Genomic DNA, 26,318 nt, shown 5'->3' with positions numbered 1-26,318 from the left:
AAAAATATGATTACACTGTACCAGTTTAATGGGATTTGGGGATTACCTAATGCTAGCCCCTTTTGTCTTAAATTAGAAACTTACTTGCGTATGGCAGAAATGCCTTATGAAATTAGATTTGTAATGAATCCTGCAAAAGCACCAAAAAGAAAATTACCTTTTATGAAAATAGACGACAAAACAATCGCTGACAGTGAATTAATCATTGATGAATTAATCATGAAATTTGGTGATCCTTTGGATCAAAATTTAACAAAGGAACAAAAAGCATTGTCTGTCTTGCTTGATAATACTTTTTCCGAACGTTTATATTGGATAATGCTTTATTTTCGTTGGCAGGATGAGCATGGCTGGGCGCATGTAAAGGAAGATTTTTTTTCTAAACTGACAGGCATTGCAAAATTACTTATCCCGAATACTGTGCGCAGGTCAATGCGAAAGGCCTTAGACTTCCAAGGTATGGGACGCCATACAAACATGGAGATCAAGCAAATGGGTTATAAAACTTTGGATGCTATTGCTGCCACGCTCGGAGAAAAAAAATATTTTCATGGTGAGCTTAGCAGCATTGATGCAACAGCCTTTGCTTTTTTAGCAAATATTGCATGGTTACCTTACGATGATCCATTAAAAGTTTACCTACAAAACCATAGTAATTTGCTTGGTTTTTGCGACAGAATCTGGAGTAATTTTTATCCTGAAATTCCTAAGCCTTTTAGTATTGTATGATTGAGTAATTGTGGAATTAATAAAAAATCTGGCCTTCATGTGGGGATTTAATTACCTTTGCAAGCCCAGTTTTTATTTGTTAAGATTTGATTTGTTCAAATAACATTTGAGGTTAAGTATGCCAATAATTAACAGTACTCGTGTACAAAAAAAAGAAAAAATCAAGGCTGAAATCAGCAGCGAAACCTTTGAAATGATTAATGAGTATTGCGCGTGGGCAAATATTGACGATATTGGATTTTTTATCGAAGAAGCTGCAAGCTATGTTTTTGCTAAAGATCGTGATTGGAAGCAACATAGAAAAGCAACCAAGAAACGTACTGAAGCTGCAGATGCCTAAGAGACCCATAAAAGCGTGTCTAAATATTTAGACACGCTTTTATTTCTCTCCAGAAACCCCATCTCTTTCATATACTATTTGGAATGTCCAGGGTTACTGTCCGTAAGGATTTTAAAGGGATGAGGATTATAAAGCCAAGGAATAGGGTGCTTAACATAGTGTATCTCCAATACGCGTGTAAATGAAGGAAAGGTGGTGGTGCAAGACTTACTGCCAAGCCAATACAGATACCTGACAATCCTATCAATGCTGAAAATAAGATAATCCACGAGTATTTTTTTTCAAGAAAAATAATTTTAATAGCGCTCATAAAAAGCATCAGATACATTATCAAATAAACTTGGGTTGCAGCATTAAGCATCACCCAGTAGGACAGGTTAATCGATGGAAAGAATAAAAAAATGGAACAAATTATTGATACAATTCCAGCTTGTAATATCAATAATTTGAACGGTGATTTGTTAGAATTATGCTCGATTAGTTTTATGGGTCCTGCTCCTTCACGAATAGCAAAACTTAATCCTTTAATGGGGGCTATAATCCAATTATTGGCCGTGCCAAGACATCCTATCGCAATTAATCCATTCATTATAAAAGCTAACTGACTGCAATGGAGTTCGGAAAAAAATAATTCAATTAATTGTGGAATACTACTTATAAAATTTAATTGCTGCAGTGGAATAATCATAGCCAGAGACATCGCCCCAAACAACATTGTAAAAAATAGGACGATGACTGAAATAAGAATGGCTTTAGAAATTGCTCCGGGCTGACTTTCCTTGCCATGGACAGCGGTAATCTCTATACCACAAAAGGATAGCATAATAGCTACCAGGGAAGACCAGGAATAAGAAGTAGCTGGAGGAAGAATGGGGGTATTTGCGGTAGTACGAAAAAAATACCAAAAACCACCCATGGTTAGGATGACCAAAAATGGAAAGAAAACCCCTACCAGGGTACAAAAGCTATTAAAGCGATTAGAGGTATGGAGCCCTTTTAAATTTATCCAGGTTAATCCCCAAAGAAGGCCTATTACTGTTGTAAAAATCAAATAATTGTTCGTGGCAAGCGCAGGCGAAAAACTGTAAAGAATCGTCCCCGCAATGAAACTTAAAAAAGTAGGGTAGATTAAAAGATTTTGTAAGCATTGAAACCAGACAGCCAAAAACGCTAACCGTTGTCCTAGACCTTGCTTAATCCAGCCATAGATACCTTGCTGTGATTGCTGTGAAAACCAGGCGGCTATGATGGCTGTAGGAAGCAAGAATAATACTAGAGCCAGGGTAAAATAATTAAGCAATTGATTACCTGCTATGGCAGCAGCAGGTAAATTACGAATGCTATCTACAGAGCAAATGGTGATTAAACTAAGACTTACCACCGAAAGAGGTTTGCTCATGTTAAAATCTTAACGATAGACAACTTAATCCACCGTCTATTTTTCTAAATTCACTAACATCCACGGTCAATACGGCAAAACCTTTATCCTGAATGGCTTTTTTCGTCTTTGGAAATCCTTGAGGTATTAATACAGTGCCGTTAACAGCAATGCAGTTGGCTGCATAAGCTTCATCGGGGTCTATAACAAGTTGAGTAAATTGGCTAAAGGAAGAATGATTGATGAGCTCACCACTTACAATAATACAGTTATTCCCGAGATAGCTGACTCCTGTTTTAAGATGTAAAAACTCTTTCAAGTGTATGCATGATGCTATAAAACCCTGTCTGGATAAAATTTGCAGGAGTTGTTGGGCACCTTCCTTATTTGTTCGTGCAGATAAACCAATATAAAAATGATTCTCGATACGCAAAACGTCACCTGCTTCCAAAGTACCCGGGAGCGTGATTTCTGCTTGATTACCTGAATAGAAACTTTGAATTATCGATTTGATTTCATTGACCTCGCCTTGCCTGGAAGGAGCACCAGGGCAAGTAAGGACGGCTATTTTTTCTGTTAATAAAGCAACATCTTCCACAAAACAGGCATCAGGATACTGCTCTAATGCTGGTAATACCGTGACTTCAACGCCACAGTTAATGAGCGCATTAATATAAGCCTGGTGTTGAATAAGGGCCAAAGGGTAATCTGGCTTACCAAGATAGGAAGACGAGGTTAAGCCATGAAGTAAAGAATGATTTGGTGTTCTAACGATAGCATTTTTAAAAAACATACTTATCCCTAAGCAAGAAAGATCAATTCCTAGATGTTATTTATAGTGGTTTGAAATAGGCTTGTTCTCTTTAAATGGTAATCAGTTTCGCTGTTGGCTTCATGGAAGTCAATAACAAATTAATGCCTGCATACACAGGCAGGAAATGAGTATGAGGCCAGTTAATTGGGTCAATAATGACCCAATTAACCTGACCTTCAATTAAACTGTCTATCTCGTTCTAACTGTAAGGTTGCTTCTTTAAAGGTATTGCAGCAGCTTTCATTAACAGTTTGATAATCCTGATAGCTGCAGTTTTCTGCCAGGGCATTAAATACAGATTGAACCAGGTCTTCTACACTGGCATTTAGCGTATGGATGAGGGAAGGTTCCCTACTCAGCGTTTTATGGATACGCTCAAGATATTCATAGGGCTCTATGACTTCAACTAGGGAGGCAGGGACAAAAGAAGCTAATAAATCGGCATATTTCATAGATAGCCCCCTTAAGTTATCGTATGGATTCCTGTTGACAGTTAATTGCGCGCATTTGAAAAATATCGGTATCGCCAAACGAAGTGCTGGATTAATTTTTTTCTCGCCGAAGATAGTACTTTTTTGTTGTAATTCTAAGGCTGCCAGCAAGAGTGTTTGTCCAAATTTTTCAAGAACTAATGCACTTGTTCTTTGCTGAGCCCCGTGGCTATTCGAAGAAGAAAAATAACTATGCCAGGCATTGATTAATTCTAGACACCGTTTGCTGTCAGAAATTGGATTAGCAGAAGGAGTCCAAAATGTATTTAAATTTCTTGAGGGTGGGCGTGGAGGTTGTGATTTCTCAGAAGTCTCATTCCCTTTCATTGATGAAAAGAAACTAAGGGCCGTTGTGCTTAAAAGCTCCAAACCCGATTCATCCATAGGCGCCGGTACAATGTCCTCGGTAAGAACGATAGGTGGTGCTATGATAACCGGTTGAGGAGCATTGGTGGAAATTAAGGTTTCTGTTGATTCCTGAGCTCCTGTATCCGGTTTTTCCTCACTTTCTTCCAGTCTTCGTTTTTTACGTTGACTACTTTTGGATTTAGGCGAGGAATGTGATTTATTCTCAGGCGTTTTCTTCGTAGCTCTAATCTCAGACAATAATGCTGTTGCTTCATTACGCTCTTGTTCGATGGAACCATAGAGGGCATCGTTTACACCAAAAATTTCATAAGAGCGGTTTCGATACTGTCGGCGAAGAATACCCTCGAAAGTATCACAAGCCCTAACAGTGGACTTAAGTGCAGCATTAATTTTTTCAGCACTGTAGTTGCCTTGCATTGCTTTTTTAATAAAAAAGAGCTTCATTTGGGCCTTTAAGAAGTCAATTTTATGGGAATAGAAGATGGCTTCGGTATTTGAATCAGAAAGTTCTCCTAAATTAGAGGGAGGAATTTTAGCCACAGTTTTAATAATAAGATCGTAACATTCATCGGCTTTGGATAAATAGTTTTGCGCGTCTTTGAAAGCTAGTTGTTCTCTTTGGGCGAAAGCATAATCGATATAACTTTGTGCAATTAGAGTAAGAATTTTACTATACTCGTTTAAGTTACTCACCGTGGAACGATTAAGGAGCTTTGCAATGTCTTCTTCTGCAGAAATTTTTTCAAATTCCTCAATACTATTTAATAAGAATTTAGGATTGTTTGTTTGAGTGAACTCCTGATAATTATTGTAAATTTTCTCATGTGATTTTAATAGTTTGGACATTTATAATCCTTGGTTAATAAAACATGTCAGGGATTATAGAGCGCTTTTCTTAATAGAATATTAAATTGATGATCAATATTTAATCATTGGTTAAGCTTTTATGCGTCACTGTTACCTCCTTGGACGCTGAGAAAAATTCAAAAAACGAAAATAGAATAACTATTTGTTAAATTTTTCTTGACAGTATTGAGGTGCGTCATTAAACTGCGATTCTTAATTTCGGGGCTATAGCTCAGCTGGGAGAGCGCTTGCATGGCATGCAAGAGGTCGGCGGTTCGATCCCGCCTAGCTCCACCATCACCAGCTTCGGTTGTTGATGGAAAACCTAGGGTCCCCATCGTCTAGAGGCCTAGGACATCGCCCTTTCACGGCGGTAACAGGGGTTCGAATCCCCTTGGGGACGCCATTATTGGCGTAAAAATAGTATATAATTTAAGTTCCAGGTCCCCATCGTCTAGAGGCCTAGGACATCGCCCTTTCACGGCGGTAACGGGGGTTCGAATCCCCCTGGGGACGCCATATCTATTCAAATTACTGAACAGTCAGCTAGCTTTTTATACCAGTAAAAAGCCATTCATTAATAGCAACTTTTGTTTGTAAGAGCACGACCTGTAATTGCTGATAGAGTTCTTCCTGATAATGCGAATGCCCCGCTTTTAGGTAGCGCTCCAGGTATTGGCAGGCATATTGTAATTTTATAGTGCCACAATATAAGGCCCCGCTTTTAAGTTTATGCGCAATTTTTTCAATTTCAGGCCAGTTTTGCACTTGGTAAGCCGTGGTTAATTGGCTTTCTTCCTGCGGTAAATCCGTATGAACCATCAAATTAAGTAATTCTTTAACGATTTCCTCTGTTCCTAGATTGGTGAGGGCACTTTGAATGTCAAGAAGAGGAAAATCATCGAGCTGAAATAACTCCTGCTCTGTCTTTGGTAAATCAGCACCTAATCCATTACTCTCCTTGTTTGGCGGTTTTTGGTGTGCTAAAAAGGTAACTAATGTTTCCTGTAAAACTTTAGCGGATATCGGTTTGGACAAAACTTTGTTCATTCCGGCATGAAGACAACTTTTCTCTATTTTTTCTGCAGCATGCGCTGTCAAACCAATGATAGGTAGACTGGCAATAGAATTATTCTTTTCACGACGAATTATTTCTGCCAACTCTTGTCCAGAAATGCCAGGTAAACCAATATCGGTTAGGATTAAATCAAACGTATTTTTTTCAAGTAGACTTAACGCTTCTTCTCCATTTGCTGCTGATCTATATCGACAACCTGCCTGCTTGAGTAGTGATTCAACAATACGCAGCGCGATAGGATTGTCTTCGACAACCAGAATGGTAGGGGTTTGGTATCCCTCTCCAAAATAGGCTGGGGTAACCTCCTCATCTCTAGAAGTAACATTAAACATCACAGGTTGTTGGCCATGTTTAACTTTTATATTAAACGTGACTTTAGTCCCAACGTCTACCTCGCTTTCAAGCGCTATGCTGCTGTTTAGGATATTTAAATAATTTTGCACAATGTGTAGTCCAACTCCATGACCTTCATATTTTCCTTTATAAGAGGGGTTAATGCGATAAAACCTATCAAATACTTTTTGTTGTAATTCAGGTGGAATGCCAATCCCCGAGTCGGCAATGGTAAACTCAATCTCTTCAAAGTCCACCTCTTCCTTAATTTTTTTCACATGAATGGTTATTGTCCCTTTTTCAGTGAACTTAATGGCATTACCGATTAAATTCAACAAAATACGTACCAATTTTGTTCGGTCAGTAATGACAGTCTTCGTTATAGCTTTGTCAAAATCGAGTTTTAACTCAAGCCCCTTAAGCTTTACTGTAGGAAGCTCTAAATTAATCAGGCTTGTTAGAGTTTGATATAAATCAAACTCTTCTTCAATCAAATGATTATCAATATTATTAGTTGTTGAAACAATATCCAGGACGCTGTTTAGTAAACTCAGCAATTGTTGCCCACTTTCATTAATCCAATGAGCATATTGCTTATCTTCAGGATGCTCAAGACGTTCTTCCATCAGTTTGGAAATACCAATAATACCACCGACAGGAGTGCGAATATCATGGCTCATGTTAGCAATAAATTCTGTTTTCGCCCGATTGGAAATCTCTGCCTGCTCTTTTGCTTTAGCCAAGCTTCTTTCCATTTTTATGCGATCAGTAATATCAATATAGATTCCTAAAACGCCGTAGGCTTCACCTGTTTCATCAAGAAGGGGAACTTTACTTGTGCTCAAAATTCGTTCAGTCCCATCAATTAGTATTTGGGATTCTTCTATATTGAGTTTGGGTTGTTTGGATTGGATCACTGTGCGATCATCGGCACGAAAAGTCACGCTGTTTTCTTCTGAGACTGGTAAATCAAAGTCGGATTTTCCAATAATTTCTTCTTTGGATGTTAAGCCTAGCGATTTTACAAAAGCCATGTTACAGCCCAGGTAATACAAGTCTTTGTCTTTCCAAAAAATTTGGGCGGGAAGATAATCAATTATTGTATTAGTGAGTTGTTCTTCAAGGATTAAACTTTTTTTGTTTTTTGTAGATCTCATATTCCCTTTATTCCTTTATTGGCGGGTAAAGGAAGATCATTATTCGCGTTATCCCCAGTTGCTGAATCCGTTTTAAAGAATCGATAATGCAATGCCCCGGGAGAATCTGGGGTTGAGATAGGAGGAGGAGTGGGGGTGGGCTTCGTATTTAATTCGGCGAATGTATCGAGTGTACAAGTATTTGGTTCGCCCAAAGCTGGTTTTGATGAGATTTCCATTCTTGCTCTATCAAGAATACCCCCTTTCATAAAGCGTATGCCGTTTTCGCATAAACAATTTTCATTATTTATCAATGCTAAAACTTCAGGATCAACATTGATTACATTAGTTATTTTGCCTGGAATAACATGAGTCACTCCATCAGCCTCAAACGTTACAGCACTTCTAAATTCTGTTTTCGTTTTAATTTTGGCAAGCACTGCTTTTTTTATACCCATGTATTCAAAACGGTTGGTAAAACCAGGCCAAAAACGCTCTATTTCATGTTCTGAGAGTGTTTTTATATTCAGAAGATAATCTTCTGTTAACCTCTCAAGTACATCATAAGCTTTGTCAGGGGTATCACAAGAAGCTTGAATAGTAAAAGCACCATGCGTCAGTATGTATTCATGTTGAAAAGGATTTTGTTCAATGCACGGCATCACGCAAGGGAACCATCCATCCATAACGATAAAAGAAAAAGGTTTGTCTCCAGGCTTTAGATCTCGATATTTTAGAGCCAAACAGGGTTGATAGACCACTTCCATATTGACCGGAAAATTTTCTTTGACTTTTTGGGGGATGAAGTCTTGATACCCTGTCGCATTAATAACATGATCAAAGAGATGTTCTTCACCATTCTCTGTAGTAAGCTTGGTGACATTGGCGGTTGATTTTATGGTATTAATAGGGCAGTTGCAGTTCACTTCTACACCAGCGGCCGCTAATCTATCGGAGAGCGCTTTTCTTAAACGCTCACCAATAACAACACTGGGTTCATCCAGATTCATGACTGAATCTATTTCACTTTTATTATAGGGCGTTTTTTCAACGTCTAAGGGTTGGCAATCACTTGTTTCACTACAAACATTCTCAAAATGTTCCTTACCGACTTTTGAAGGATTGCCTTTAGAGTCAATAAGACCATGTGCATAGATAGAATAATCGTGCTGTACGACAAGTTCAGGGTAAAGCTCACAAAACTTTTCTAACGCTTCCTGACAGGTTCGTCGCGTTTCGGGTGAAAGCTGATAGTGTGGTCCTTTATGCGCTCTTATACCAAAATTGCCAGACACACCGTTTAAGATGATCTTGTTTTTCTCATAGATTACAACGTCAAAGCCAGCTTTGCTTAGTGTCAACGCTAAGTGACAACCGTACCAGCCTGCTCCGATGATGGCTATTTTTTTCTTGACACCACTATTATTATCGCTCACGAAATTCAAAATATTAATTTTCCAATATGTAAATATATTATACAGTAATTTGTTTGAATTGTATGCATGTAATTTTAATAAAGAAAGTCCTGATGCAAAGAAAACTACTCTGTGCAGGACAAAAAATTTTTTTTATATATAGTCGTTGCGAACAAAGTGAAGCAATCCAGAATCGATTTTTGTTCAAATATTGTACTATACAGCTTCGCTGTGGCTCGCAAAGACGCGATTCTAAATTTTTGTCCCGCAGAGTGGGAAATTAAACGCTTTACATAAAAATTAATTTTGCCTTAATTTTTATCAGATAATATTTACTAAATTCAGTTTTTACAGGTCATCGATGGAAACTAATGAGCATAAACAGGCGGGCAATCAAATTCGCATCGAAACGTTAGGTAATCCTTACCTTAAAGGCAGTAAGAAACTTTTGCCTGCAAAAGGGGATGAATTGGTTGTCAGGGTGATGCAGCAAATCGATGGCATTCCCGTACCTTTGACACTAGAACTTACCGCTGGTGACATTGTTGCTTTGGCTGGCGATTATTATACTAAAGCTGGGTGGGGGTTAAAGTTAGATATTCCCCAGAGAAGCAGTAATCCTATCGCAGACAATGTGGAATTATTCAAGAAAAAAGTAGCCCCTCAAGAAACGGTTGCTTTCCTTGGTGCTTATAGCGATTTAGCCTCTACTGAAGTTCAAAACACTGACATTGATAAAATTTATAAAATAGAAAATACAACCTATATCCCTTTTATAAAATCACTGAACAGCCTTTTTCAGCAATTGGTTTATTCATTCACTGTAAAAGGGTATGGTGAAAAATTACTTCAAAATGAAGCGCATTTCTCTCCCTGGTCTTCCAGGGCGTACATCGTGGGTCATCATTCTGCTTTACATAATGCGGAGTTAGCTCTTGCTTGCTATGCATTAAGTGCTAACAATGAAGAGCCTGAGGGAATAAGCCAACCTATAGGGGATGAACTGCAAATTCTCCTGCAAAAAATTAAATTAACTCCTGAAAAATATGGATTTACAGTGGGTACGTCCCAATCAGACATTTATTCTGAACTAGGCCATCGTTTTCATGCGTTAGCAGTCAGCCAGGACTTGTTTGCCATGCATTTTTATTCTGATCATTACGCCGGCGGCCATATGAGTCGAATAGGTGTATTGCGTCAAACCATGCCGCAACGATTTGGTAAGTGGGGAAGTATTCTTATAAACAACATGCATAATGAAGATAATACCCGTAGTGTAGAAGTCATCAATCCCCATCAGCCTTCGAGCACTGGCAGTAATGCGTTTCGAATGTATTCAGCCGATGACGAAGCTTATGGTGACGGCACTTATTTTGACGCCAATAATAACGAAAATAGCAATATGCTTGTCAATGGAATGACCAACTCCCTCGGAGATATTGCTCGTTACATGCAAACCGGAATTAAACCTGCAGCCTCTGAGTATGGCGGTTTGTGCTTTCTTCCGGAAGTAGATTATCAAAAACCGCAGACCCAGCCGTTGTTGATTGATGGCGGTGACGGTAAGGTGTACTTTCGTTCGGATGTCAGTCGAATACAGATACTATCACCCGCTAAATATCAGGCCACTTTGCAAGATCCAAAAAATCATGGCTATGAAGAATTAACCTATTGGAAAGCCTTTGCTTTAGTTTTTAAATTGCGGGTTTTAGGCCCTCTCTATTCGCCAAAAATTGATAATTCAGAAGTAGTGGATCTACGAATAGAGAACCATAGCGTATCGGATACTACACAATCGTTTAGAGGCGAATCTGCCGAATTAATTCAAAGTAATACTGTTGAGCCAGTAATGGGGGCATGGCGTGGTACGCCACCAACTCCCGATGCGTTAAGATGCAAAGGATTTTTGTCAATCCCTACACGAACAGCATCTAATTCTGAAGTTAAATTAACAACCCCTGTTATTAACCTTTAATAGGATTAATAGTTATTTTAAAAGAGCGGAAATTTTTTTAACGCGCTCTTCCCTGGAACCCCATAGTTCAATGAACTTTGGGGCATTCTTAGCAGGCATAATGTCATATCTGTTTTCAAAATAAAGTTGTTTAAAAAAAGCATCGACTTCCGAGCGGTATGATTCATCAATCGGCCTGATACCATCATCTTCAATTTCGACCGGATGCTTCTCATTTATCGATACAAAAATTAAAAGATCAATAAATGCCAGTGATTCTCGTACAGGTTCAATTAAACTCTCTACAAAGGCAAGGTCGAGATCAGTTTGATGATAACGCGCCGTGTATAAGGAATATGCGATGTAATCAACGGGAGCGCGATCAAAGATTACTTTGTTAGACGCATCATGGTACTGTTTTACGCGACTGATGTTATGATAAAGCTGGATCCCGTTGCAATACCGTGTCGACTCTTTACCGAACTTGATATCATAATTTGCACGTAAAGCCCTGTAGGGTTCCTCCTCTCTAAGGTAGTCAGGGTGAGCCTTTATAAAATCCCAAACAAATGTGCTTTTGCCTACAGAATGTGTTCCAGATACTGCTATTCGCATAATTTTTTCGCCAGTAATGATAGCCAGGATTAAACGTAATAATTATATAATAGTATTTCTCGTTATCCAGGCAATACGCCAAGTAATTGGCATTATGCTAAGTTTCGCAAAAGGGATTGAGCGAATAAAGGCCACTCAGAAAGTGAGTCAGTCAATAAAACTAATGTGGCCGTCTCTCTCCAAATAGGCTTTTTTGACGGTCTTAAGCTCCGAAATTTTGTTTTTTCTTGCTTCTTCTAATAAATCTTGCTTAGTAACTTTACTTTCTTTCATATGCTTCCAGTGAATTTTACCGTTGTTTATTAACAAAACCTCTTTTCCTTTCAAAACCTCACCAGCCCAATCAAAATGATAGGAAATCCATGAAAATATCTTATGAAGCATAACGAGCGCAAAGGTCGTTAGTAATGTTGGAAATAGGGCAGCTTCACCGTTAATCGTCCTACTCAGTAAGGAGCCGATTAATATTATAACGACAAGATCAAAAGGCCTTTTAAGTTGAATCCTTGTCTTTGCTATTCTTAATAGAAAAATCGCGTATAAAAATACGATTACTCCTATTCCAAGCATTTTTAATGATTCAAAAAATATATCCATCTATTTTTATCTCATCTAAGAGTAAATTTCTTGCTTACTTTGAAATATTTTATTTAAAAGCCCCAGAACGGATCTCGTTTCTTAGGTCTCTAGGTCTTAAAGAATCTTTCTTTCCTCCAGAAACTTTATTCAATTGATCGACAGAAACGTTTTCTTTGCGTTTATTAGCTCTTTTTTTGTCTTTCATCATACCCTCACCCCTTGAAGTATTGTTTTTAGTATAGTGCTTTTTATTCTATTTGGATTTTAATCTGAGCAAATAAGGCTTGGATTACATGATAATGAATCAAAGACCTGCGTCCATAACATAGCGTGTATAACCTAGAAAACATGATATAATTTCATGAGCAAATTGGTTAGGATCGTCCCGCATTTATGCGGGTGTAGTTTAATGGTAGAACCTCAGCTTCCCAAGCTGATAGCGTGGGTTCGATTCCCATCACCCGCTTATCTTAATTAAATGTTATCAAGGTATTGTTCGATGAAAACAATTTTATTATTACTGGGCTCCAATCTATTTATGACGTTTGCCTGGTATGGCCATCTTAAAAATCTTAACCAAAAACCCTTGTATATTGCGATCTTAGTGAGTTGGAGTATTGCTTTTTTTGAGTACCTGCTTCAGGTGCCTGCAAACCGAATTGGCTATAAAGAATTCAATTTGGGCCAGTTAAAAATTATTCAGGAAATAATCACCATGGGGGTGTTTGTGGTTTTTGCCTATTACTATATGAATAAACCGCTAGGGATTAATTATTTTTACGCAGGCTTATGTATGGTAGGGGCTGCTTACTTTATTTTTAAAAACTGAGACCAAGTAGCCTAATAAATTGCTTTTAAAGATTCACGACGACTAAAAAGCTTTACATTTTTCTCTGATCTGATTAAAATTGCTCTCTTTGATCAAAAAATAAATAACAAGTTCTAAAAATACTCTACCAAACCAAAGGAAACCTCATGGCCGTTACGATTCCAAATAAATTCATTGAAGCGTTCAATTCTGTACAGTTTGCTAAAGACTACGAAGATGCCAGAAAAGATAATGACCGGGATAGATTAAACGCCATGAGGAAGGCTATTCAAGAGCAAACTCTTGAAATTACTGCTCCTTTAGATTCTCACCCCGCCAAAATAGTGACCTCAGAGATAAAGCAAATCTCCGCTAAGATTCCTGAAGCAAAACAGGAAGTGGAAGAATCCAAAGAAAAAATCAATCACAAAACCAAAATTCGAGTGGTGCAACAAGATTGTTTGTATGCTGCCCAGGAGTTGTATAGGGAAACAGGGCGGATAGCCACGGTGTTGAACATGGCTAATGAACATCATAAGGGTGGGGGGTACTTAAATGGTATGGGTGCTCAAGAAGAGGATTTATTTCGTCGCACAACCATTGTTAAACATCTCAACCCTCAAGCTTATAATAGAGAAGAAGGCTTTGGTGGTGATAATAAAGCGTTATATTCCTCGAATGTTGAAGTATTTAGATATGGGGCGGATAAAGGCTACGCTTTCCTGCCAGAAAAAGAACAGTTTCCCATCAATGTCATTTGGTCTGCTGCATTCGATCTCAATAGAAAAGAGTTAAAGTATAGACAACCAGCATACCGACAAGAATATTTGGCGCGAACCAGGCAGCGAATTAGAGCTCAATTCGATGCAGCCTTACAAAATAACCAACGCGATTTGATTTTAAGTGCTTTTGGTTGTGGGGCCTTTGGCAATGATCCAAAAACGATTGCTAAGTTATACAAGGAAGTGTTGGCAGAGCCAGCTTTTGAAGGACAGTTTGAGACAGTTACTTTTGCGATTGTTCCTAATCCAATGCAGCAACATGACAATTATCTCCCTTTCAAATCTGTTTTTGATCTGAATGTGCATCAGAAAGAATTTATACGGCCTGATATAGGCGCGCGCACTACAATTGCTGCTAATCTCATGAATATATTAGAAGCAGCCCCTCAGTCCGCTCTAAAAAATAAACAATGTTTACCTTCTCTAGAAATTAATGCCCAGGGTGAGCTGGTTTTGTTGATTGAACAGGATAAAAGCTATAATGAACAAGGAATAAACTATAGCTCAAAAAATACCACTGAGGTTTTATCCCAATACTTCTATGTTCAAGGCTATGCTTATAGCGCAGAAGAATTGGCAACGCCGGAACATAGGGAAATAAACAATACCACCAAACTTTATAGTCATAAAATTGTTCTTCAAAATCCTTGGGATGTATTGAAACTTGTTTGTAGCGATTTAAATTGCAGTACAGAATATTGGAATATCCTTTATAAAGATCATCTCCAATACTCGCCTTTTGGGAAATTACAAGGGGTTATCGCTGATAAGATAATGCAAATCCGTAAAGATAAGTCATTTTTTCAATCATTTTCATCAACTTTGTTAGGTGAAAATAATCCTTTAATTCCTGTCTTGGAAGATTTGCACAAGAGAATCCCGACTGAGTTTAATGGGGGAAATCTTGAAGCTCTTTTTAACAAGATTGATAGTACAAAGCTTAAACCAAATCATAAAGCCATTCTGGCAAATTTGGAAACGGAACTTCTTGCACTTCAATATAATATGTCTAACCCAAGTAGTACCGTAATGAAAATCAACTCGTAGTAAATCCAGTAGGACAATAGAGGGTATTTCCTACCTTCTATTTGTCCTATAGTCGTTCAAAAATAGTCCGGGTATTAAATCCAAATAAGCGCTCATGCATCCGATAGGCATACTCATCGGTCATGTTGGCAATGTAGTCGCAAACCACCCTAAATGCAGCCATTTCCGAGTCTGCCTGATGAAAGAGATCACGATTTTTTGTATCAAGTAAACTGCCTGGATTAGAGCTAATCGCTTCAAAAAGACGCAAAACTACCGTTTGTCCGCCATATTCAAAAGTTCGGGCTTCTTGAGAGTCAATCACAAATTCATAGATTCGGTTTTTGAAAAAATCAAGCAAAGCTGCGGCTTCTGGAAGAAGCACGATGTTATGCTTCAATAAATTATTTTCAAAGTTTTCATGGGTTACAGCAATGTTTGTGGCCGTAATGAAATAATTAACGATTTCACCAATACTTTGTTTACGCTGACAAAGCTCCTGGCTAAACAAGGCATTAATTAATTGTTCCTTATGATTTTCAAGCGGTGTCGCTGCAAGCAGGGAGCGAAAAAGACGGGTGTCTAGTTGTTCCCGAGTAATAAGACGTAAATGAACGGCATCCTCCAAATCATGGACTCCATAAGCAATATCATCAGCGACATCCATAATAGAACAATCAAAGCTGTGGTAGGCTGACTTGCCGTGTTGCGTGGTTTGGGGTTGTCTGCTTAACGATTGAAACAAGATTTTATCGTCTTCGCTGAAGGGGGATAAGAGCCAATCGACTTCTGGTTGTTCGCTATCAAAATAAGCCTTAGGGGGTAACCAATCATTCACCCGAATCGTCTTATGCATTGACTCCACGTCATCAGGTAGCATTGTTGCGACGACGTGAGTCCGGTTAACAGGGTATTTAAGGATCCCCAACAGTGAGCGCCGTGTTAAATCCATGCCGTAAGTACCGTAACTGTCTTCAACTTTTGTCAGCAAACGTAAGGTTTGACCATTGCCCTCAAAACCACCATGGTGACGCATCATGTAATTTAAAGCTACTTCCCCACCATGGCCGAATGGAGGATGACCAATGTCGTGAAGAAGGCAGATGACAGAAATTAAATCATCACTAGGCAGTAAACCGGGAACAACACTTTTCTCGTGATTGATGGAAAGATTGCGAACAATGCTCCTACCAATAGAGGCGACCTCAAGGGAATGTGTCAGGCGGGTACGGTGAAAATCCCCTTCATCCGTCCCCAAAATTTGCGTTTTTCGTTGTAAACGACGGAAGGCTGGACAATGAATGACCCTTGTTCTATCCCTCTCATAAGGATCACGGTGGTCTTGTATTCCTCTTTGATGCGTTTGCCCAGAACGTCTATGAGTCCACATGCTTAGCCATTAATTACAAAATTTTATACTTTATGCGATCACATGAAGGGAAACAATACACCTTGCTAAAGTTTTCTAAAATTTTGCAGATAACAGATACGAACAGGAACAGTATTAAATGGACGAGTATCTATCCCATCAAAGAATAAAAGTTTACCTCATGGGCATGAGGTAAACTTCAACAAGGGGACGATGATGAAAAAAACAAGTATCTTAGCAGTTTGTTTAAGCGTTGGGAGTCTCTCATCTTGTACTAATTACCAGGAGTCAGCTTACACAGTTTATCCCACTTATCGACCTTATGCTTATCAACAAACCTCTTATCAGACCTACGATGGTGGAGTTGATTATCGCTACGAAAGGGCTGGGGGGGACGTTAATGTACCTCATTCTTATCATGTGGGCCCTACCCACTCGCCGGCCTCCCATAAAGATGTCGACAGTAATTGGGTTAATAACCAAAACCCTCAGGGTTATACCATTGAAATTGCTGAAGGCAAAGCTTCCCAGGTTGCAGGGAAACTTTATAAAGTTCCAAAAAATGATCGCACCGCGCAGATTAAAGCTTATAGTGGTAGTGGAGGTGCGTATTACAAAGGAGTTTATGGCAGTTACCACAGTTATGAAGAAGCTCAGCAAGCATTAAACCGTCTACCACAAGAGATTAAACAGGGAGCAAACATTAAAAACTGGGGCGCTATCCAACAAAACTCTGGGTATTAAACGTTTGGTTATCTCACTGCGACTATAAGCGTGAGTTTGACCACACCTGAGGTCTCTGTGCGCTCAGCACTGAATTGTTTAAGGCTGAGCGCATAGTCATTTGATAATTTCCATAGCCAGGATAAAAATGGACTAAAGGGAACTTGGTCAAAGGAAAGCTGAATTTCTCCTTGGCCAGTTTGTTGTAATTGATAAGTAAAACGCCGAAGCTCCCCTGTATTTAACTGATTTCCAATGAGTGCTAGCAGTTTTGAACTGGTTATTGTTTGAGGTGTTTTTTGAGTGGTTGGTCGATTACGGACTTGTTGCATCCAGGCAAGCGTTTCTTTTTTTTCTTGTAATTGTTGAAACTTTGTTGCAACTGCTGTTGTCAGGGGAGAATAAATAAAAAGATAAAATAAGTAAAATATAACGCAGACAGTAGCAATACCTACCATCCAGCGTTCACGTTCATTGAGATTATTCCAGTAATTAATCACAAGCTTAACTCCAAGGTGCCGACAACTTTTTCATTTTCAGTTGAGGCTTGGGTTTGTCGAACTTTAATATTTGCTTTTTGTAGTTGGGTTTGTAAATTTTCCAATTCTTCAAAATTGGTGGTTGTCAAAGTAACTAGAAGCGTTTGATTTTGAAAACGAAGTTGGGAAAAATCCATAAGATTCTGTTTAAATGTTTTTGCTAAGGTATTTAATAACAACCAAAAACTCGTGTCTGTATTATTTTGTTTGGATTTAAGAAGTTGTGAAATACGAAACTTAGGACTAATCACTTGTTGGGCATGGGGGAAGAATTGATGATAAATCGTAGCAATTTGATTATCAATTGCTGCTGTATCCTGATTTAATCGATAAAGTTGAATTGTTTGGCTACCAATAAGGGTCAGAAGCCATATAACACTCATCGCTATTGCAATTTGATACCAGCGTTTTGTTGCAGTTCCCCCGCTTCCTCGTGTTAAGCCCCCTTGGCAAAGATTGATTACTTTTTTATTTTGTAATCGTTTTGCAAGCCAAGTATAAGCATCTTCTTTGACGGTTGTGACTTCACTCTTGCTGTCAAGCGCTGATATTAGTTGCTGATTGCTATTGGTGAAGGCAACCATTTCATATTGTCCGGCAGTTGCTGTATTAAATTTGCTGAGGTAAAAATTGGCCAGATCCGGACTTAAAGCGCCTTCAAATTCATCTTCATTCATTAACAAACAAGAGTCAAGGATGGCAATTTCCTGTTTATCGAGTGCAAACCAATCCAGTGTTGCTGTGTCGAATTTAATTTCCTTCTCATCAAATTTTTCAATGATTCCAGAAAGATAATATTTGTCTCCTGCAACAATTAAGTATTGTCCATTTTGATAGTAATGCTTATCAAAGGCAAAATGTAACAAATGGACATTTTGGGCAAGCTTTTCTTCCAAGGCAAAAGGTATTGCTGCACGCGCTTTTTTTTCGGCCACCCAAGGGAGGGTTAAACGGTGCAGGCTAAAATGTTGCGTGGGTAGTACCAGAATGGTTCGACAATTTTTTTGAACCGTTTTAATTTCATTAAAACTGCGTTCTGCTAAAGGGGCGATAGGTTGGCCCTGCTCGTCAAGACATAAGCTCAAACAGCCGTCTTCCTTGAGCTCATGGGTAAATAGAAAGCATGTAACCACACCGTGTCCTTTGATTAATTACTTTCTGAATGAATTGTCCGGACAACGGACAACTCAGCTATTCTCACAGGGTTAAGCTTACACGTATGCGTATTTTTTGCCAATATTCGCCGCAGCCCATTGCATTTTTAATTGCTGTGACAGAAGGTAAACAACCATTGCATACTGAGGACTCGAATTGTAGCGAGTAATGACATAAAAGTTAGGATAGGTCAGCCAATACTCTGGGCCAGATTGCGTTGTTAGCTCAATTAAACCGACTTTGGAAGGACTGTGTAGGGACGCAGTAAGGGGTTTTACACCTGCTGCAGTCAATTGTTGCCACCGATAAGCGGCGGTTTTATAGGTGGTATTAATTTGTTTATAGGAGTTACCTTGAACTTTTGCGGGTTGAGCAATGCCTTGATTGGTTTGCCAGCCATGTTTATGAAAATAATTGGCAACACTGGCAATAACCGCTTCATTGTCATTCACTAAATCTTTTTTACGATTTCCGGAAAAATCAGCTGCGTAATAACGGTAACTGCTGGGCATGAATTGTGGTTTACCTATAGCACCAGCATAAGATCCCATGTATTGAGTAGGGGAAACATGGTGCTCCCTACAAAGAAGTAGATATTCACTGAGTTCTTTAGTAAAGAAGGCAGAGCGTTTTGGGTAGTTAAATGCAAGCGTCGATAAAGCGTCCATTACACGGTAGTTGCCTTGGTTTTTACCATAAAGTGTTTCGACACCTATAATTGCAACGATGATATTAGCTGGTACGCCGTATTTTTTTTCTGCTTTTTCAAGAAGTTCACGATTGGCTGTCCAGAATTCAAGACCACCTTGGATACGCTGTGGGGTTAAAAACAAATCTTTGTAAACATCCCAGGTTTTCTTTTCATAAGGTTTTTCCATTGATTCGATAATCTGCGGCTGCAATTGGACTTCATTCATAATTTTTGTAAGTTCTGTCTTATTGAAGCCATGTTTTTGTACCATGTCATTAATAAAACGCTGAACATCTTTTCGCTGGGTAAATGCTGTGTCAGCTTGCAGAACACTACAAATTGAAAATGCAATCAAGGCCAAACAGAGCGTGATTAATCGTCGCATTAGTCATCCTTTATTTAATTGGAAACATTGATTTTAGTACAAAAAAAAGTCAACGGCAAATGGGCTATTTGCAACGGGTGATCATCCGCATTTTTCATTGAATTTGCAATTCAAATTAGTGAAATTCTTATTTAAAACTTACCCTTCTTTGCAACTTTCAGTAAAGTGGCTTCTGTCCCATATCAAAGAAAGAGTAGGCTAGTCATTCCCACTCAACACAAACCTTCTTTGGGAGGCAAGCATTCCAGTCTACTTGCTTGCGAGGAATTTTTTGACGATTCCTCAGGTTCAGAATAACGTTTATATGGATTTTGTTCTGGTAAAATGCAAAGATACTTTCTGGATATCAATAATTCAGCTAAAATACTCTATTTTTTAATATCAGGTTTTCCAGTTGAGCGATTTAACGCAAATTCGTAATTTTTCTATTATTGCCCATATTGACCATGGTAAATCGACTCTAGCGGATCGGTTTATACAAATTTGTGGTGGTTTGTCTGATCGGGAAATGGCCGATCAAGTACTTGATTCCATGGACATTGAACGTGAGCGTGGCATCACAATCAAGGCCCAAAGCGTTTCCCTAAGATACAAGGCTCGTGACGGAAAAACGTATTTGCTTAATTTTATTGATACCCCAGGGCATGTGGATTTCAGTTATGAAGTGTCACGTTCACTGGCTGCTTGCGAAGGAGCAATTCTTGTTGTTGACGCAGCGCAGGGTGTGGAAGCCCAAACCGTGGCAGTCTGTTATACCGCCATTGATCAGTCACTGGAAATTTTGCCTGTGCTTAACAAAATTGATTTGCCCCAGGCAGAGCCAGAACGAGTCATCGCCGAGATTGAAGACATCATTGGCCTGGAAGCGCAACATGCTATTCGGGTTAGTGCAAAAAGTGGCCTCGGTGTAGACGATGTGCTGGAAGCACTTGTAGCCCGCATCCCTCCTCCCAAAGGGGATATTGAAGCACCTTTACAAGCTTTAATTATTGATTCCTGGTTTGACAGTTACTTAGGGGTTGTATCCTTAGTTCGTATCGCCAATGGTTCACTCAAGAAAGGCGATAAAATGCGGGTGATGTCCACCGGTAAAACTTATGAAGTTGATCAGGTTGGTATTTTTACACCAAAAAGGACAAAACTTGACGTTTTACAGGCAGGTGAAGTGGGTTATGTTGTTGCCGGTATCAAAGAGATTCAGGGTGCTCCCGTTGGTGATACTTTAACCCTTGAAAAAAATCAGGCCTCTGCACCATTGCCTGGCTTTCAAAAAGTTAAACCGCAAGTTTATGCAGGCCTTTTTCCAATCAGTGCCGATGATTTCGAAGCGTTTCGCGAGGCATTAGCAAAACTGAGTTTGAATGATGCTTCATTGTTTTACGAGCCAGAGTCATCTGAAGCCTTAGGCTTTGGTTTCCGCTGCGGTTTTCTTGGTATGCTGCATATGGAAATTATCCAGGAACGGCTTGAACGTGAATATAATTTGGATTTAATCTCGACAGCGCCGACGGTGGTTTACCAAATCGTTACGACGAAAGGGGATACCCTGATGATTGATAACCCATCACAATTACCGCCCCCTCAGCAAATTAAACAAATGTTTGAGCCTATCGTGCGGGCAAATATTTTAGTGCCACAGGATTATTTGGGTCAAATTATTACTCTATGTGTTGAGCGCCGTGGAGTACAAGTCAATATGACTTACAGTGGTCGGCAAGTTTCTGTCACGTACGATTTACCGATGAGTGAAGTCGTCTCTGACTTTTTTGATCGCTTAAAATCAGTGAGCCGTGGTTACGCTTCGCTTGATTATAACTTCTTGCGTTTCCAGGAAGCTGATTTAGTCAAAATGGATGTATTGATAAATAGTGAGCGGGTTGACGCCTTAGCCGTCATTGTTCATCGAAGTGATGCCTACAGTCGCGGAAAAGCATTGACTGATAAAATGAGAGAGTTAATACCGAGACAAATGTTTGATGTGGCTATTCAGGCAGCGCTAGGAAATCACATTATAGCGCGACAAACCGTAAAAGCACTGCGTAAGAATGTAACTGCAAAATGCTATGGTGGCGATGTTTCCCGAAAAAGAAAACTGTTAGAGAAACAGAAAGCGGGTAAAAAACGAATGAAACAAGTGGGCCATGTAGAAATTCCACAAGAAGCATTCATGGCTGTGTTTCAAACCGATAGAAAAAAATAACACGTCATTAGGCAAAGCCCTGTTTTGTCTAATTAAACAGAGTCATCCGTCGCTTCATTCAGGATGACAATAATTTTCGCGCGCCATGGCGACTTAAATTAACTCAATAGATGTGTATAAGGATATTTGTCCCCGTGATCTTTAGCGGTTATAAAAGATTAAATTATCAAGGTAGGAATGTTTAAACTATGAATTTTGCTCTTTTGCTAGTTATTTTATCATTAGTCAGTGGTGTTATTTATTTACTGGATGTTCTTTTCTTCGCGAAGAAAAGAAAGCCTGGACAAAAACCAGGGCGTATTATTGAATACTCCCGCTCTTTTTTTCCTGTCTTTATTCTTGTCTTATTTTTGCGTTCATTTTTAGTCGAACCTTTTCGTATTCCATCAGGCTCACTTGAGCCAACGCTGCTCGTTGGCGATTTCGTTGCCGTAAATAAATTTGCTTATGGATTAAGACTTCCCGTACTGGAAACAAAAATATTACCCATTTCTAATCCGAAGGTTGGTGAGGTGGCAGTTTTCCGTTGGCCTCCAAACCCCAGTTATGATTATATTAAACGCGTTGTTGGTACTCCTGGGGATAAAATTAGTTACTTTAATAAAGTATTGACCATTAATGGAAAGGAAATGAAACAAACGTTTGTTGAATACACGACAGATGAGAGTTCTGGTCATGCAGTTGCCAAGTATCGTGAAAATTTAAACGGTGTTGAGCATTACATTTATATTCGTCCTGATGTTCCCGCTGATAATTTTGAGGTAATTGTTCCAGAAGGCCAGTATTTTATGATGGGTGATAATCGAGATGATAGTGCTGACAGTCGCTTCTGGGGATTTACACCCGATGGATATCTACGTGGTAAAGCATTTCTTGTCTGGATGAGTTGGAATGGAAGAACCGATAGTATTCGCTGGTCAAGAATAGGTCATGTTATTCACTAATAAACGCGTTAAGATGAAAATCAAATATCATAAGCTATTGAGTGTCGAGGTAAATTTTGGGGTCAAATGATTTAGAGCGTCTTTACCGACGATTGGGTTATCGATTTAAAAATTCTGCGTTGCTGAAACAAGCGCTCACGCATTGCAGTGCAGGAAGCCCAAATAACGAACGCTATGAGTTTTTAGGGGATTCCATACTCAGTTTTGTCATCGCTCATGCGTTATTTATAGAATTTCCTGAACAAACGGAAGGGCAATTAAGCAGACTTCGTGCTTTCTTGGTTAAAGGAGAAACCCTGGCAGAGATTGCTACAGAAATTGGATTGGGTGATTATTTATTTCTCGGACAAGGTGAGTTGAAAAGCGGTGGTTTTCGTCGCGCATCTATCTTGGCTGATGCTTTGGAGGCGGTGATAGCGGCTGTTTTTCTAGACGGAGGCGTTGAAGCCAGTAAAGATTTGGTCATTCATTTATACCGTTCTCGACTCGAAGATGAAACATTGCATGACAATTTGAAAGATGCAAAGACTCAGCTGCAAGAATATTTACAAGCCCATAAGAAGCCACTTCCTGAGTATTCCTTACTTAAAGTCGAAGGGGAAGAGCACGAGCAAGTGTTTTATGTGAATTGCAAAGTGAGCGGCATAAAGATGCCGACAGTAGGACATGGTTCAAATCGTCGGAAGGCCGAACAGGATGCAGCAAGACAGTTGCTTCATGAATTAAAAGGAAAGGTCAATTAGGATCTACTATCCATCATCTGCCATCCCTCCAGCCAGGGCAGTTGTTTGACAAGAAACAATGCTATTTCCCACTGTTGGTTCTATTGTTTTTAAATTAAAATAATTTGCTCATAATCATTACACAACGAAGGGTGGCAGTGTGGTTGCTATTTTTCGCGCGCAATATATGAGCACGAAAAATAGTAACTACGCTGACAGGACCCTGAGACACAGAATTGCATTGAAGTAGGTGTTTAAAAAGAAAGTTATTTGAATCGCATATTTTCTGCGTTCGAGGCTTGTTAAACACCAATAAAAGTTTCATAGTGAAGCAAAGAAGAATAAAAAGAATCATCCAAGATGAATAAAGTAAAGCTTGGCTTACTGCTACTATTAATAGTCATTATTCTAGCTCTTGCTTTCGCATGGTGGGAGTTTTTAGGAAAGCGCATAAACGTTTTACCCAAAGCAAAAAGTAGTAGCGTGAATCCCATACTTCAGGTAAATCAACCTCTTATTTCAGTGGTCTCAACCCATCTTGAAATTCCCTGGGCGATTGATTTTTTACCCAATCAACAATTATTAATTTCTGAAAGGGCTGGAATAGTATCTTTTATTGATCTTAAGGAAAACAATCAAAACAAAAGAGAGCTGCTAAGAATTAATGAGGTAACACCTATCGGTGAAGGAGGATTATTAGGTCTTGCAGTTCATCCTGATTTTAAAACCAATCACTATGTTTATCTTTATTATACTTACCAAGCAAATGGTCAGTATTTTAATAGGGTGGTTCGTTATCAACTGAACAATAATACGCTCAATCATGCGACAGTTATTTTAGATAAAATTCCCGGCGCATCCACTCATGATGGGGGCAGAATTCGTTTTGGTCCTGATGGATATCTTTATATTACAACTGGAGATGCACAACAACCGCAAAACGCTCAAAAGCTAAATTCATTGGCCGGAAAAATATTGCGGCTCAAGGATGATGGTTCTATTCCAAAAGATAATCCCTTTAACAATTCGCCAGTTTTTTCCTACGGCCATCGCAATCCACAAGGAATCGCCTGGGATGAAAGTGGGCAACTTTGGGCCACAGAACATGGTCCTTCAGCACATGATGAAATTAATTTAATTAAGGCTGGTAAAAATTACGGGTGGCCATTAGTAAAAGGCAAGGAAACTAAAACGAATATAGAAACACCTATCTTGGAAAGTGGCAGTGCAACATGGGCGCCTTCAGGGGCGGATATATTTCAAGGTACGTTGTTTTTTGCAGGACTTAGAGGCAGAACGTTGTATGGCTTTAACCTTAAAACCCGAACGTTAAAAAAATACTTCCAAGGCGAACTTGGACGATTAAGAGAAATCAAAATAGGTCCCGATAAATTATTTTATATAGCCACCAATAATAGGGATGGAAGGGGTGTTCCTAAAGCAGATGATGATTTGATTGTAGTTGTTAACCCAGAAAAATTATGACTAGAGCTAATCGAGTATGGGTTAGCTATTAAGAAAATTAACCATCCACTGGGCAAATACACTATCATCCACAGGGAGCTGTAACGATATTAACCCCTGGTTTGCTAATTCCTCCCCAAAAAGTGTTTTTCTCTGCTCAATTAATGCTTGAGAATAGGCTTTAGTAAATTCAGGATGTCCTTGTACCGTGAGAAGATGATTATTAATTTGCATCATATAGACGGGGCAAAAATCACTACTGGCTAGAATTTCTGCTTCCGAAGGTAACTCAACTACCTGATCCTGATGGCTTACAATCAAATTGAGATTGTTTTGTGCGGGTAGCATCCATGATTTTCGCTGGGTAATCTTATTACTTGAGATACCAATTCCCCAACCATTTGCTGCTACGACTTTACCCCCCAGAACTTTGGCAATCAGTTGATGGCCAAAACAAATGCCAATTATTTTTTTTCGTGCCTGATGTAGACAAAGCACAAATTCTTCCAATTTACGTATCCATGCGAAATTATCATTCACACCATGGCGGCTTCCGCTGATTAAATAGGCATCTGCTGCATGGACATTGTCAGGTAGCTGCCCTTGCCTTGCATCAAAAATTGAAAATTCCAGTGTAGAATCCACTTGATGTAGCAAGTTTGCAACCATATCGGGGTATTGTCCATGTTCTAGATGTAGCGGCTCTCTAACCAAATCACATAGCAAAATGCCGATGTTCATTTTTAAACTCCCAAATTATGCAAAATTCGCATGTTTAAGATGAAAATGAACATCACCTTTTAATGATGCTCTTAAGATAGTAGTATAGTGCAGTTCATTAAAGGGAATAGGGTTACCTTGAGAAGAGGGGTCTTCTGTAGCCATCTTCACAATGCATTCTATTTGCCTATCATCAATACCTAAGTCAATTAACCGATGCTCTATACCTAGATCATTTCGCAAGGTCAATATCCAGTCAAGAAAACCATCAAAGCCATGATTAATTTTCAAATAGGCGGCCAGCCGTGCAATCTTCTCTTCAATTGCTGGACGATTCGCCTGAAGCACATAAGGCATCAATACCGCATTCAAGCGTCCATGATGAACATCAAAAATAGCGCCTAATGGGTGTGCCAGTGCATGCATGGCGCCTAAACCACGTTGAAAAGCGGTTGCCCCCATTGCAGAGGCCACAAGCATTTGTGTGCGCGCTACGATGTCTTTGCCGTTGGCAACGGCTACAGGTAGGAATTTTTTTATTAAGCGAATACCTTCTACGGCGATGCCTTCTGCCATCGGATGGTAGTTCGTTGCGCAATAAGCCTCTAGGTTATGGGACAAAGCATCCATTCCCGTGGCGGCGGTAATGGAAACAGGTAACTCAACCGTTAGCTCTGGGTCTAAAATCACGATCCCTGGTAGCATTTTGGGAT

Annotated in this window: 24 protein-coding genes and 4 tRNA genes; 14 read left to right on the top strand and 14 right to left on the bottom strand. The window is 39.2% G+C overall.

The window, feature by feature from the left end; genetic code table 11:
* Window positions 1-6 precede the first annotated feature (6 nt).
* Together Ljam_RS06200 and Ljam_RS06195 are read left to right on the top strand one after the other, a co-directional pair.
* Window positions 7-729: a glutathione S-transferase family protein gene (locus tag Ljam_RS06200; RefSeq protein WP_058449256.1), complete on the top strand. Its 723-nt coding sequence runs from the start codon at window positions 7-9 to the stop codon at window positions 727-729.
* Window positions 730-847: 118 nt separating this feature from the next.
* A complete protein-coding gene (locus Ljam_RS06195; RefSeq protein WP_058449255.1) occupies window positions 848-1,069 on the top strand; it encodes a hypothetical protein in 222 nt (73 codons plus the stop codon).
* Window positions 1,070-1,136: 67 nt separating this feature from the next.
* Here Ljam_RS06195 and Ljam_RS06190 read toward each other — a convergent pair whose 3' ends face one another.
* From Ljam_RS06190 to Ljam_RS06180, 3 genes are all read right to left on the bottom strand, one after another.
* Window positions 1,137-2,468, bottom strand: a complete 1,332-nt coding sequence (locus tag Ljam_RS06190; protein ID WP_058449254.1) for an APC family permease — start codon at window positions 2,466-2,468, stop codon at window positions 1,137-1,139.
* A 1-nt stretch (window position 2,469) separates the two neighbouring features.
* The gene (locus tag Ljam_RS06185) at window positions 2,470-3,240 is read right to left on the bottom strand and encodes a dimethylarginine dimethylaminohydrolase family protein (RefSeq protein ID WP_058449253.1); all 771 of its coding nucleotides are present in this window, start codon (window positions 3,238-3,240) and stop codon (window positions 2,470-2,472) included.
* 197 nt (window positions 3,241-3,437) lie between these two features.
* A complete protein-coding gene (locus Ljam_RS06180) occupies window positions 3,438-4,967 on the bottom strand; it encodes a hypothetical protein (protein WP_058449252.1) in 1,530 nt (509 codons plus the stop codon).
* 221 nt (window positions 4,968-5,188) lie between these two features.
* On the opposite strand from Ljam_RS06180, the gene Ljam_RS06175 reads away from it, so the two are divergent.
* The 3 genes from Ljam_RS06175 to Ljam_RS06165 all read left to right on the top strand — a co-directional run bounded on the left by Ljam_RS06175 (window position 5,189) and on the right by Ljam_RS06165 (window position 5,486).
* Window positions 5,189-5,264, top strand: a tRNA-Ala gene (locus tag Ljam_RS06175).
* A 33-nt stretch (window positions 5,265-5,297) separates the two neighbouring features.
* Window positions 5,298-5,373: transfer RNA gene (locus tag Ljam_RS06170), tRNA-Glu, on the top strand.
* Between the two features lie 37 nt (window positions 5,374-5,410).
* A tRNA-Glu gene (locus Ljam_RS06165) sits at window positions 5,411-5,486 on the top strand.
* Window positions 5,487-5,513: 27 nt separating this feature from the next.
* Here the strand turns inward: Ljam_RS06165 and Ljam_RS06160 are convergent.
* Window positions 5,514-7,535: a PAS domain-containing hybrid sensor histidine kinase/response regulator gene (locus Ljam_RS06160; protein ID WP_058449251.1), complete on the bottom strand. Its 2,022-nt coding sequence runs from the start codon at window positions 7,533-7,535 to the stop codon at window positions 5,514-5,516.
* Window positions 7,532-8,950: an FAD-dependent oxidoreductase gene (locus Ljam_RS06155; protein WP_058449250.1), complete on the bottom strand. Its 1,419-nt coding sequence runs from the start codon at window positions 8,948-8,950 to the stop codon at window positions 7,532-7,534. The genes Ljam_RS06160 and Ljam_RS06155 overlap by 4 nt, the downstream gene beginning before the upstream one ends.
* A gap of 340 nt (window positions 8,951-9,290) precedes the next feature.
* Between Ljam_RS06155 and Ljam_RS06150 the strand changes: the two genes are divergently transcribed.
* Window positions 9,291-10,904 (top strand): hypothetical protein, encoded by a 1,614-nt coding sequence (locus Ljam_RS06150; RefSeq protein WP_058449249.1) that lies wholly within the window; start codon window positions 9,291-9,293, stop codon window positions 10,902-10,904.
* Between the two features lie 12 nt (window positions 10,905-10,916).
* Here the strand turns inward: Ljam_RS06150 and Ljam_RS06145 are convergent, their stop codons facing one another.
* The 3 genes from Ljam_RS06145 to Ljam_RS15155 all read right to left on the bottom strand — a co-directional run bounded on the left by Ljam_RS06145 (window position 10,917) and on the right by Ljam_RS15155 (window position 12,285).
* The gene (locus Ljam_RS06145) at window positions 10,917-11,498 is read right to left on the bottom strand and encodes an AAA family ATPase (protein ID WP_058449248.1); all 582 of its coding nucleotides are present in this window, start codon (window positions 11,496-11,498) and stop codon (window positions 10,917-10,919) included.
* Between the two features lie 147 nt (window positions 11,499-11,645).
* A complete protein-coding gene (locus tag Ljam_RS06140) occupies window positions 11,646-12,095 on the bottom strand; it encodes a DUF421 domain-containing protein (RefSeq protein WP_058449247.1) in 450 nt (149 codons plus the stop codon).
* Between the two features lie 49 nt (window positions 12,096-12,144).
* Window positions 12,145-12,285 carry a hypothetical protein gene (locus Ljam_RS15155; RefSeq protein ID WP_156411916.1) on the bottom strand — a complete coding sequence of 47 codons (141 nt, stop codon included), beginning with the start codon at window positions 12,283-12,285 and terminating at the stop codon, window positions 12,145-12,147.
* A gap of 187 nt (window positions 12,286-12,472) precedes the next feature.
* Between Ljam_RS15155 and Ljam_RS06135 the strand changes: the two genes are divergently transcribed.
* The 3 genes from Ljam_RS06135 (at window position 12,473) to Ljam_RS06125 (ending at window position 14,714) form a co-directional block, all read left to right on the top strand.
* Window positions 12,473-12,543, top strand: a tRNA-Gly gene (locus Ljam_RS06135).
* Window positions 12,544-12,576: 33 nt separating this feature from the next.
* A complete protein-coding gene (locus Ljam_RS06130) occupies window positions 12,577-12,906 on the top strand; it encodes a DMT family protein (protein WP_058449246.1) in 330 nt (109 codons plus the stop codon).
* Between the two features lie 146 nt (window positions 12,907-13,052).
* Window positions 13,053-14,714: a TIGR02452 family protein gene (locus tag Ljam_RS06125; RefSeq protein ID WP_058449245.1), complete on the top strand. Its 1,662-nt coding sequence runs from the start codon at window positions 13,053-13,055 to the stop codon at window positions 14,712-14,714.
* A 46-nt stretch (window positions 14,715-14,760) separates the two neighbouring features.
* Here the strand turns inward: Ljam_RS06125 and Ljam_RS06120 are convergent, their stop codons facing one another.
* Window positions 14,761-16,083 (bottom strand): anti-phage deoxyguanosine triphosphatase, encoded by a 1,323-nt coding sequence (locus Ljam_RS06120; RefSeq protein ID WP_058449244.1) that lies wholly within the window; start codon window positions 16,081-16,083, stop codon window positions 14,761-14,763.
* Between the two features lie 195 nt (window positions 16,084-16,278).
* Here Ljam_RS06120 and Ljam_RS06115 point away from each other — a divergent pair, with 195 nt between their 5' ends.
* Complete coding sequence (locus Ljam_RS06115; RefSeq protein WP_058449243.1) at window positions 16,279-16,806, top strand: SPOR domain-containing protein; 528 nt, start codon at window positions 16,279-16,281, stop codon at window positions 16,804-16,806.
* 8 nt (window positions 16,807-16,814) lie between these two features.
* Here the strand turns inward: Ljam_RS06115 and gspM are convergent, their stop codons facing one another.
* The 3 genes from gspM to mltB form a co-directional block, all read right to left on the bottom strand.
* Window positions 16,815-17,285 carry a type II secretion system protein GspM gene (gene gspM / locus Ljam_RS06110; RefSeq protein WP_058449242.1) on the bottom strand — a complete coding sequence of 157 codons (471 nt, stop codon included), beginning with the start codon at window positions 17,283-17,285 and terminating at the stop codon, window positions 16,815-16,817.
* The gene (gene gspL / locus Ljam_RS06105) at window positions 17,282-18,457 is read right to left on the bottom strand and encodes a type II secretion system protein GspL (RefSeq protein WP_065235528.1); all 1,176 of its coding nucleotides are present in this window, start codon (window positions 18,455-18,457) and stop codon (window positions 17,282-17,284) included. The genes gspM and gspL overlap by 4 nt, the downstream gene beginning before the upstream one ends.
* Window positions 18,458-18,535: 78 nt before the next feature.
* Window positions 18,536-19,555 carry a lytic murein transglycosylase B gene (mltB, locus tag Ljam_RS06100; RefSeq protein WP_058449240.1) on the bottom strand — a complete coding sequence of 340 codons (1,020 nt, stop codon included), beginning with the start codon at window positions 19,553-19,555 and terminating at the stop codon, window positions 18,536-18,538.
* Window positions 19,556-19,949: 394 nt separating this feature from the next.
* Here mltB and lepA point away from each other — a divergent pair, with 394 nt between their 5' ends.
* The 4 genes from lepA to Ljam_RS06080 all read left to right on the top strand — a co-directional run bounded on the left by lepA (window position 19,950) and on the right by Ljam_RS06080 (window position 24,906).
* Window positions 19,950-21,755 (top strand): translation elongation factor 4, encoded by a 1,806-nt coding sequence (gene lepA / locus Ljam_RS06095; RefSeq protein WP_058449239.1) that lies wholly within the window; start codon window positions 19,950-19,952, stop codon window positions 21,753-21,755.
* 188 nt (window positions 21,756-21,943) lie between these two features.
* Window positions 21,944-22,699 carry a signal peptidase I gene (gene lepB / locus Ljam_RS06090; RefSeq protein ID WP_058449238.1) on the top strand — a complete coding sequence of 252 codons (756 nt, stop codon included), beginning with the start codon at window positions 21,944-21,946 and terminating at the stop codon, window positions 22,697-22,699.
* Window positions 22,700-22,755: 56 nt separating this feature from the next.
* Window positions 22,756-23,442 carry a ribonuclease III gene (rnc, locus tag Ljam_RS06085; protein ID WP_058449237.1) on the top strand — a complete coding sequence of 229 codons (687 nt, stop codon included), beginning with the start codon at window positions 22,756-22,758 and terminating at the stop codon, window positions 23,440-23,442.
* A gap of 339 nt (window positions 23,443-23,781) precedes the next feature.
* Window positions 23,782-24,906, top strand: coding sequence for a PQQ-dependent sugar dehydrogenase (locus tag Ljam_RS06080; RefSeq protein WP_058449236.1), 1,125 nt, complete (start codon window positions 23,782-23,784; stop codon window positions 24,904-24,906).
* Window positions 24,907-24,927: 21 nt separating this feature from the next.
* On the opposite strand, the gene Ljam_RS06075 is transcribed toward Ljam_RS06080, so the two are convergent.
* A complete protein-coding gene (locus Ljam_RS06075; protein ID WP_058449235.1) occupies window positions 24,928-25,626 on the bottom strand; it encodes a glutamine amidotransferase-related protein in 699 nt (232 codons plus the stop codon).
* A gap of 15 nt (window positions 25,627-25,641) precedes the next feature.
* A partial coding sequence (locus Ljam_RS15495) for a dehydroquinate synthase/iron-containing alcohol dehydrogenase family protein (RefSeq protein ID WP_238583702.1) occupies window positions 25,642-26,318 on the bottom strand: 677 nt, incomplete at its 5' end.

It is taken from the genome of Legionella jamestowniensis, from assembly GCF_001467745.1.
Taxonomy (GTDB): domain Bacteria; phylum Pseudomonadota; class Gammaproteobacteria; order Legionellales; family Legionellaceae; genus Tatlockia; species Tatlockia jamestowniensis.
Note: the sequence above shows the minus strand (reverse complement) of the source record. Positions and strands in the feature narration are given on the sequence as shown.

What these genes read in the sequence shown, in the direction of transcription:
- Ljam_RS06200 (WP_058449256.1), top strand. Translation starts at nt 7, where the DNA reads ATGATTACACTGTACCAGTTTAATGGGATTTGGGGATTACCTAATGCT.
- Ljam_RS06195 (WP_058449255.1), top strand. Translation starts at nt 848, where the DNA reads ATGCCAATAATTAACAGTACTCGTGTACAAAAAAAAGAAAAAATCAAG.
- Ljam_RS06190 (WP_058449254.1), bottom strand. Translation starts at nt 2,468, where the DNA reads ATGAGCAAACCTCTTTCGGTGGTAAGTCTTAGTTTAATCACCATTTGC.
- Ljam_RS06185 (WP_058449253.1), bottom strand. Translation starts at nt 3,240, where the DNA reads ATGTTTTTTAAAAATGCTATCGTTAGAACACCAAATCATTCTTTACTT.
- Ljam_RS06180 (WP_058449252.1), bottom strand. Translation starts at nt 4,967, where the DNA reads ATGTCCAAACTATTAAAATCACATGAGAAAATTTACAATAATTATCAG.
- Ljam_RS06160 (WP_058449251.1), bottom strand. Translation starts at nt 7,535, where the DNA reads ATGAGATCTACAAAAAACAAAAAAAGTTTAATCCTTGAAGAACAACTC.
- Ljam_RS06150 (WP_058449249.1), top strand. Translation starts at nt 9,291, where the DNA reads ATGGAAACTAATGAGCATAAACAGGCGGGCAATCAAATTCGCATCGAA.
- Ljam_RS06145 (WP_058449248.1), bottom strand. Translation starts at nt 11,498, where the DNA reads ATGCGAATAGCAGTATCTGGAACACATTCTGTAGGCAAAAGCACATTT.
- Ljam_RS06140 (WP_058449247.1), bottom strand. Translation starts at nt 12,095, where the DNA reads ATGGATATATTTTTTGAATCATTAAAAATGCTTGGAATAGGAGTAATC.
- Ljam_RS15155 (WP_156411916.1), bottom strand. Translation starts at nt 12,285, where the DNA reads ATGATGAAAGACAAAAAAAGAGCTAATAAACGCAAAGAAAACGTTTCT.
- Ljam_RS06130 (WP_058449246.1), top strand. Translation starts at nt 12,577, where the DNA reads ATGAAAACAATTTTATTATTACTGGGCTCCAATCTATTTATGACGTTT.
- Ljam_RS06125 (WP_058449245.1), top strand. Translation starts at nt 13,053, where the DNA reads ATGGCCGTTACGATTCCAAATAAATTCATTGAAGCGTTCAATTCTGTA.
- Ljam_RS06120 (WP_058449244.1), bottom strand. Translation starts at nt 16,083, where the DNA reads ATGTGGACTCATAGACGTTCTGGGCAAACGCATCAAAGAGGAATACAA.
- Ljam_RS06115 (WP_058449243.1), top strand. Translation starts at nt 16,279, where the DNA reads ATGAAAAAAACAAGTATCTTAGCAGTTTGTTTAAGCGTTGGGAGTCTC.
- mltB (WP_058449240.1), bottom strand. Translation starts at nt 19,555, where the DNA reads ATGCGACGATTAATCACGCTCTGTTTGGCCTTGATTGCATTTTCAATT.
- lepB (WP_058449238.1), top strand. Translation starts at nt 21,944, where the DNA reads ATGAATTTTGCTCTTTTGCTAGTTATTTTATCATTAGTCAGTGGTGTT.
- Ljam_RS06080 (WP_058449236.1), top strand. Translation starts at nt 23,782, where the DNA reads ATGAATAAAGTAAAGCTTGGCTTACTGCTACTATTAATAGTCATTATT.
- Ljam_RS06075 (WP_058449235.1), bottom strand. Translation starts at nt 25,626, where the DNA reads ATGAACATCGGCATTTTGCTATGTGATTTGGTTAGAGAGCCGCTACAT.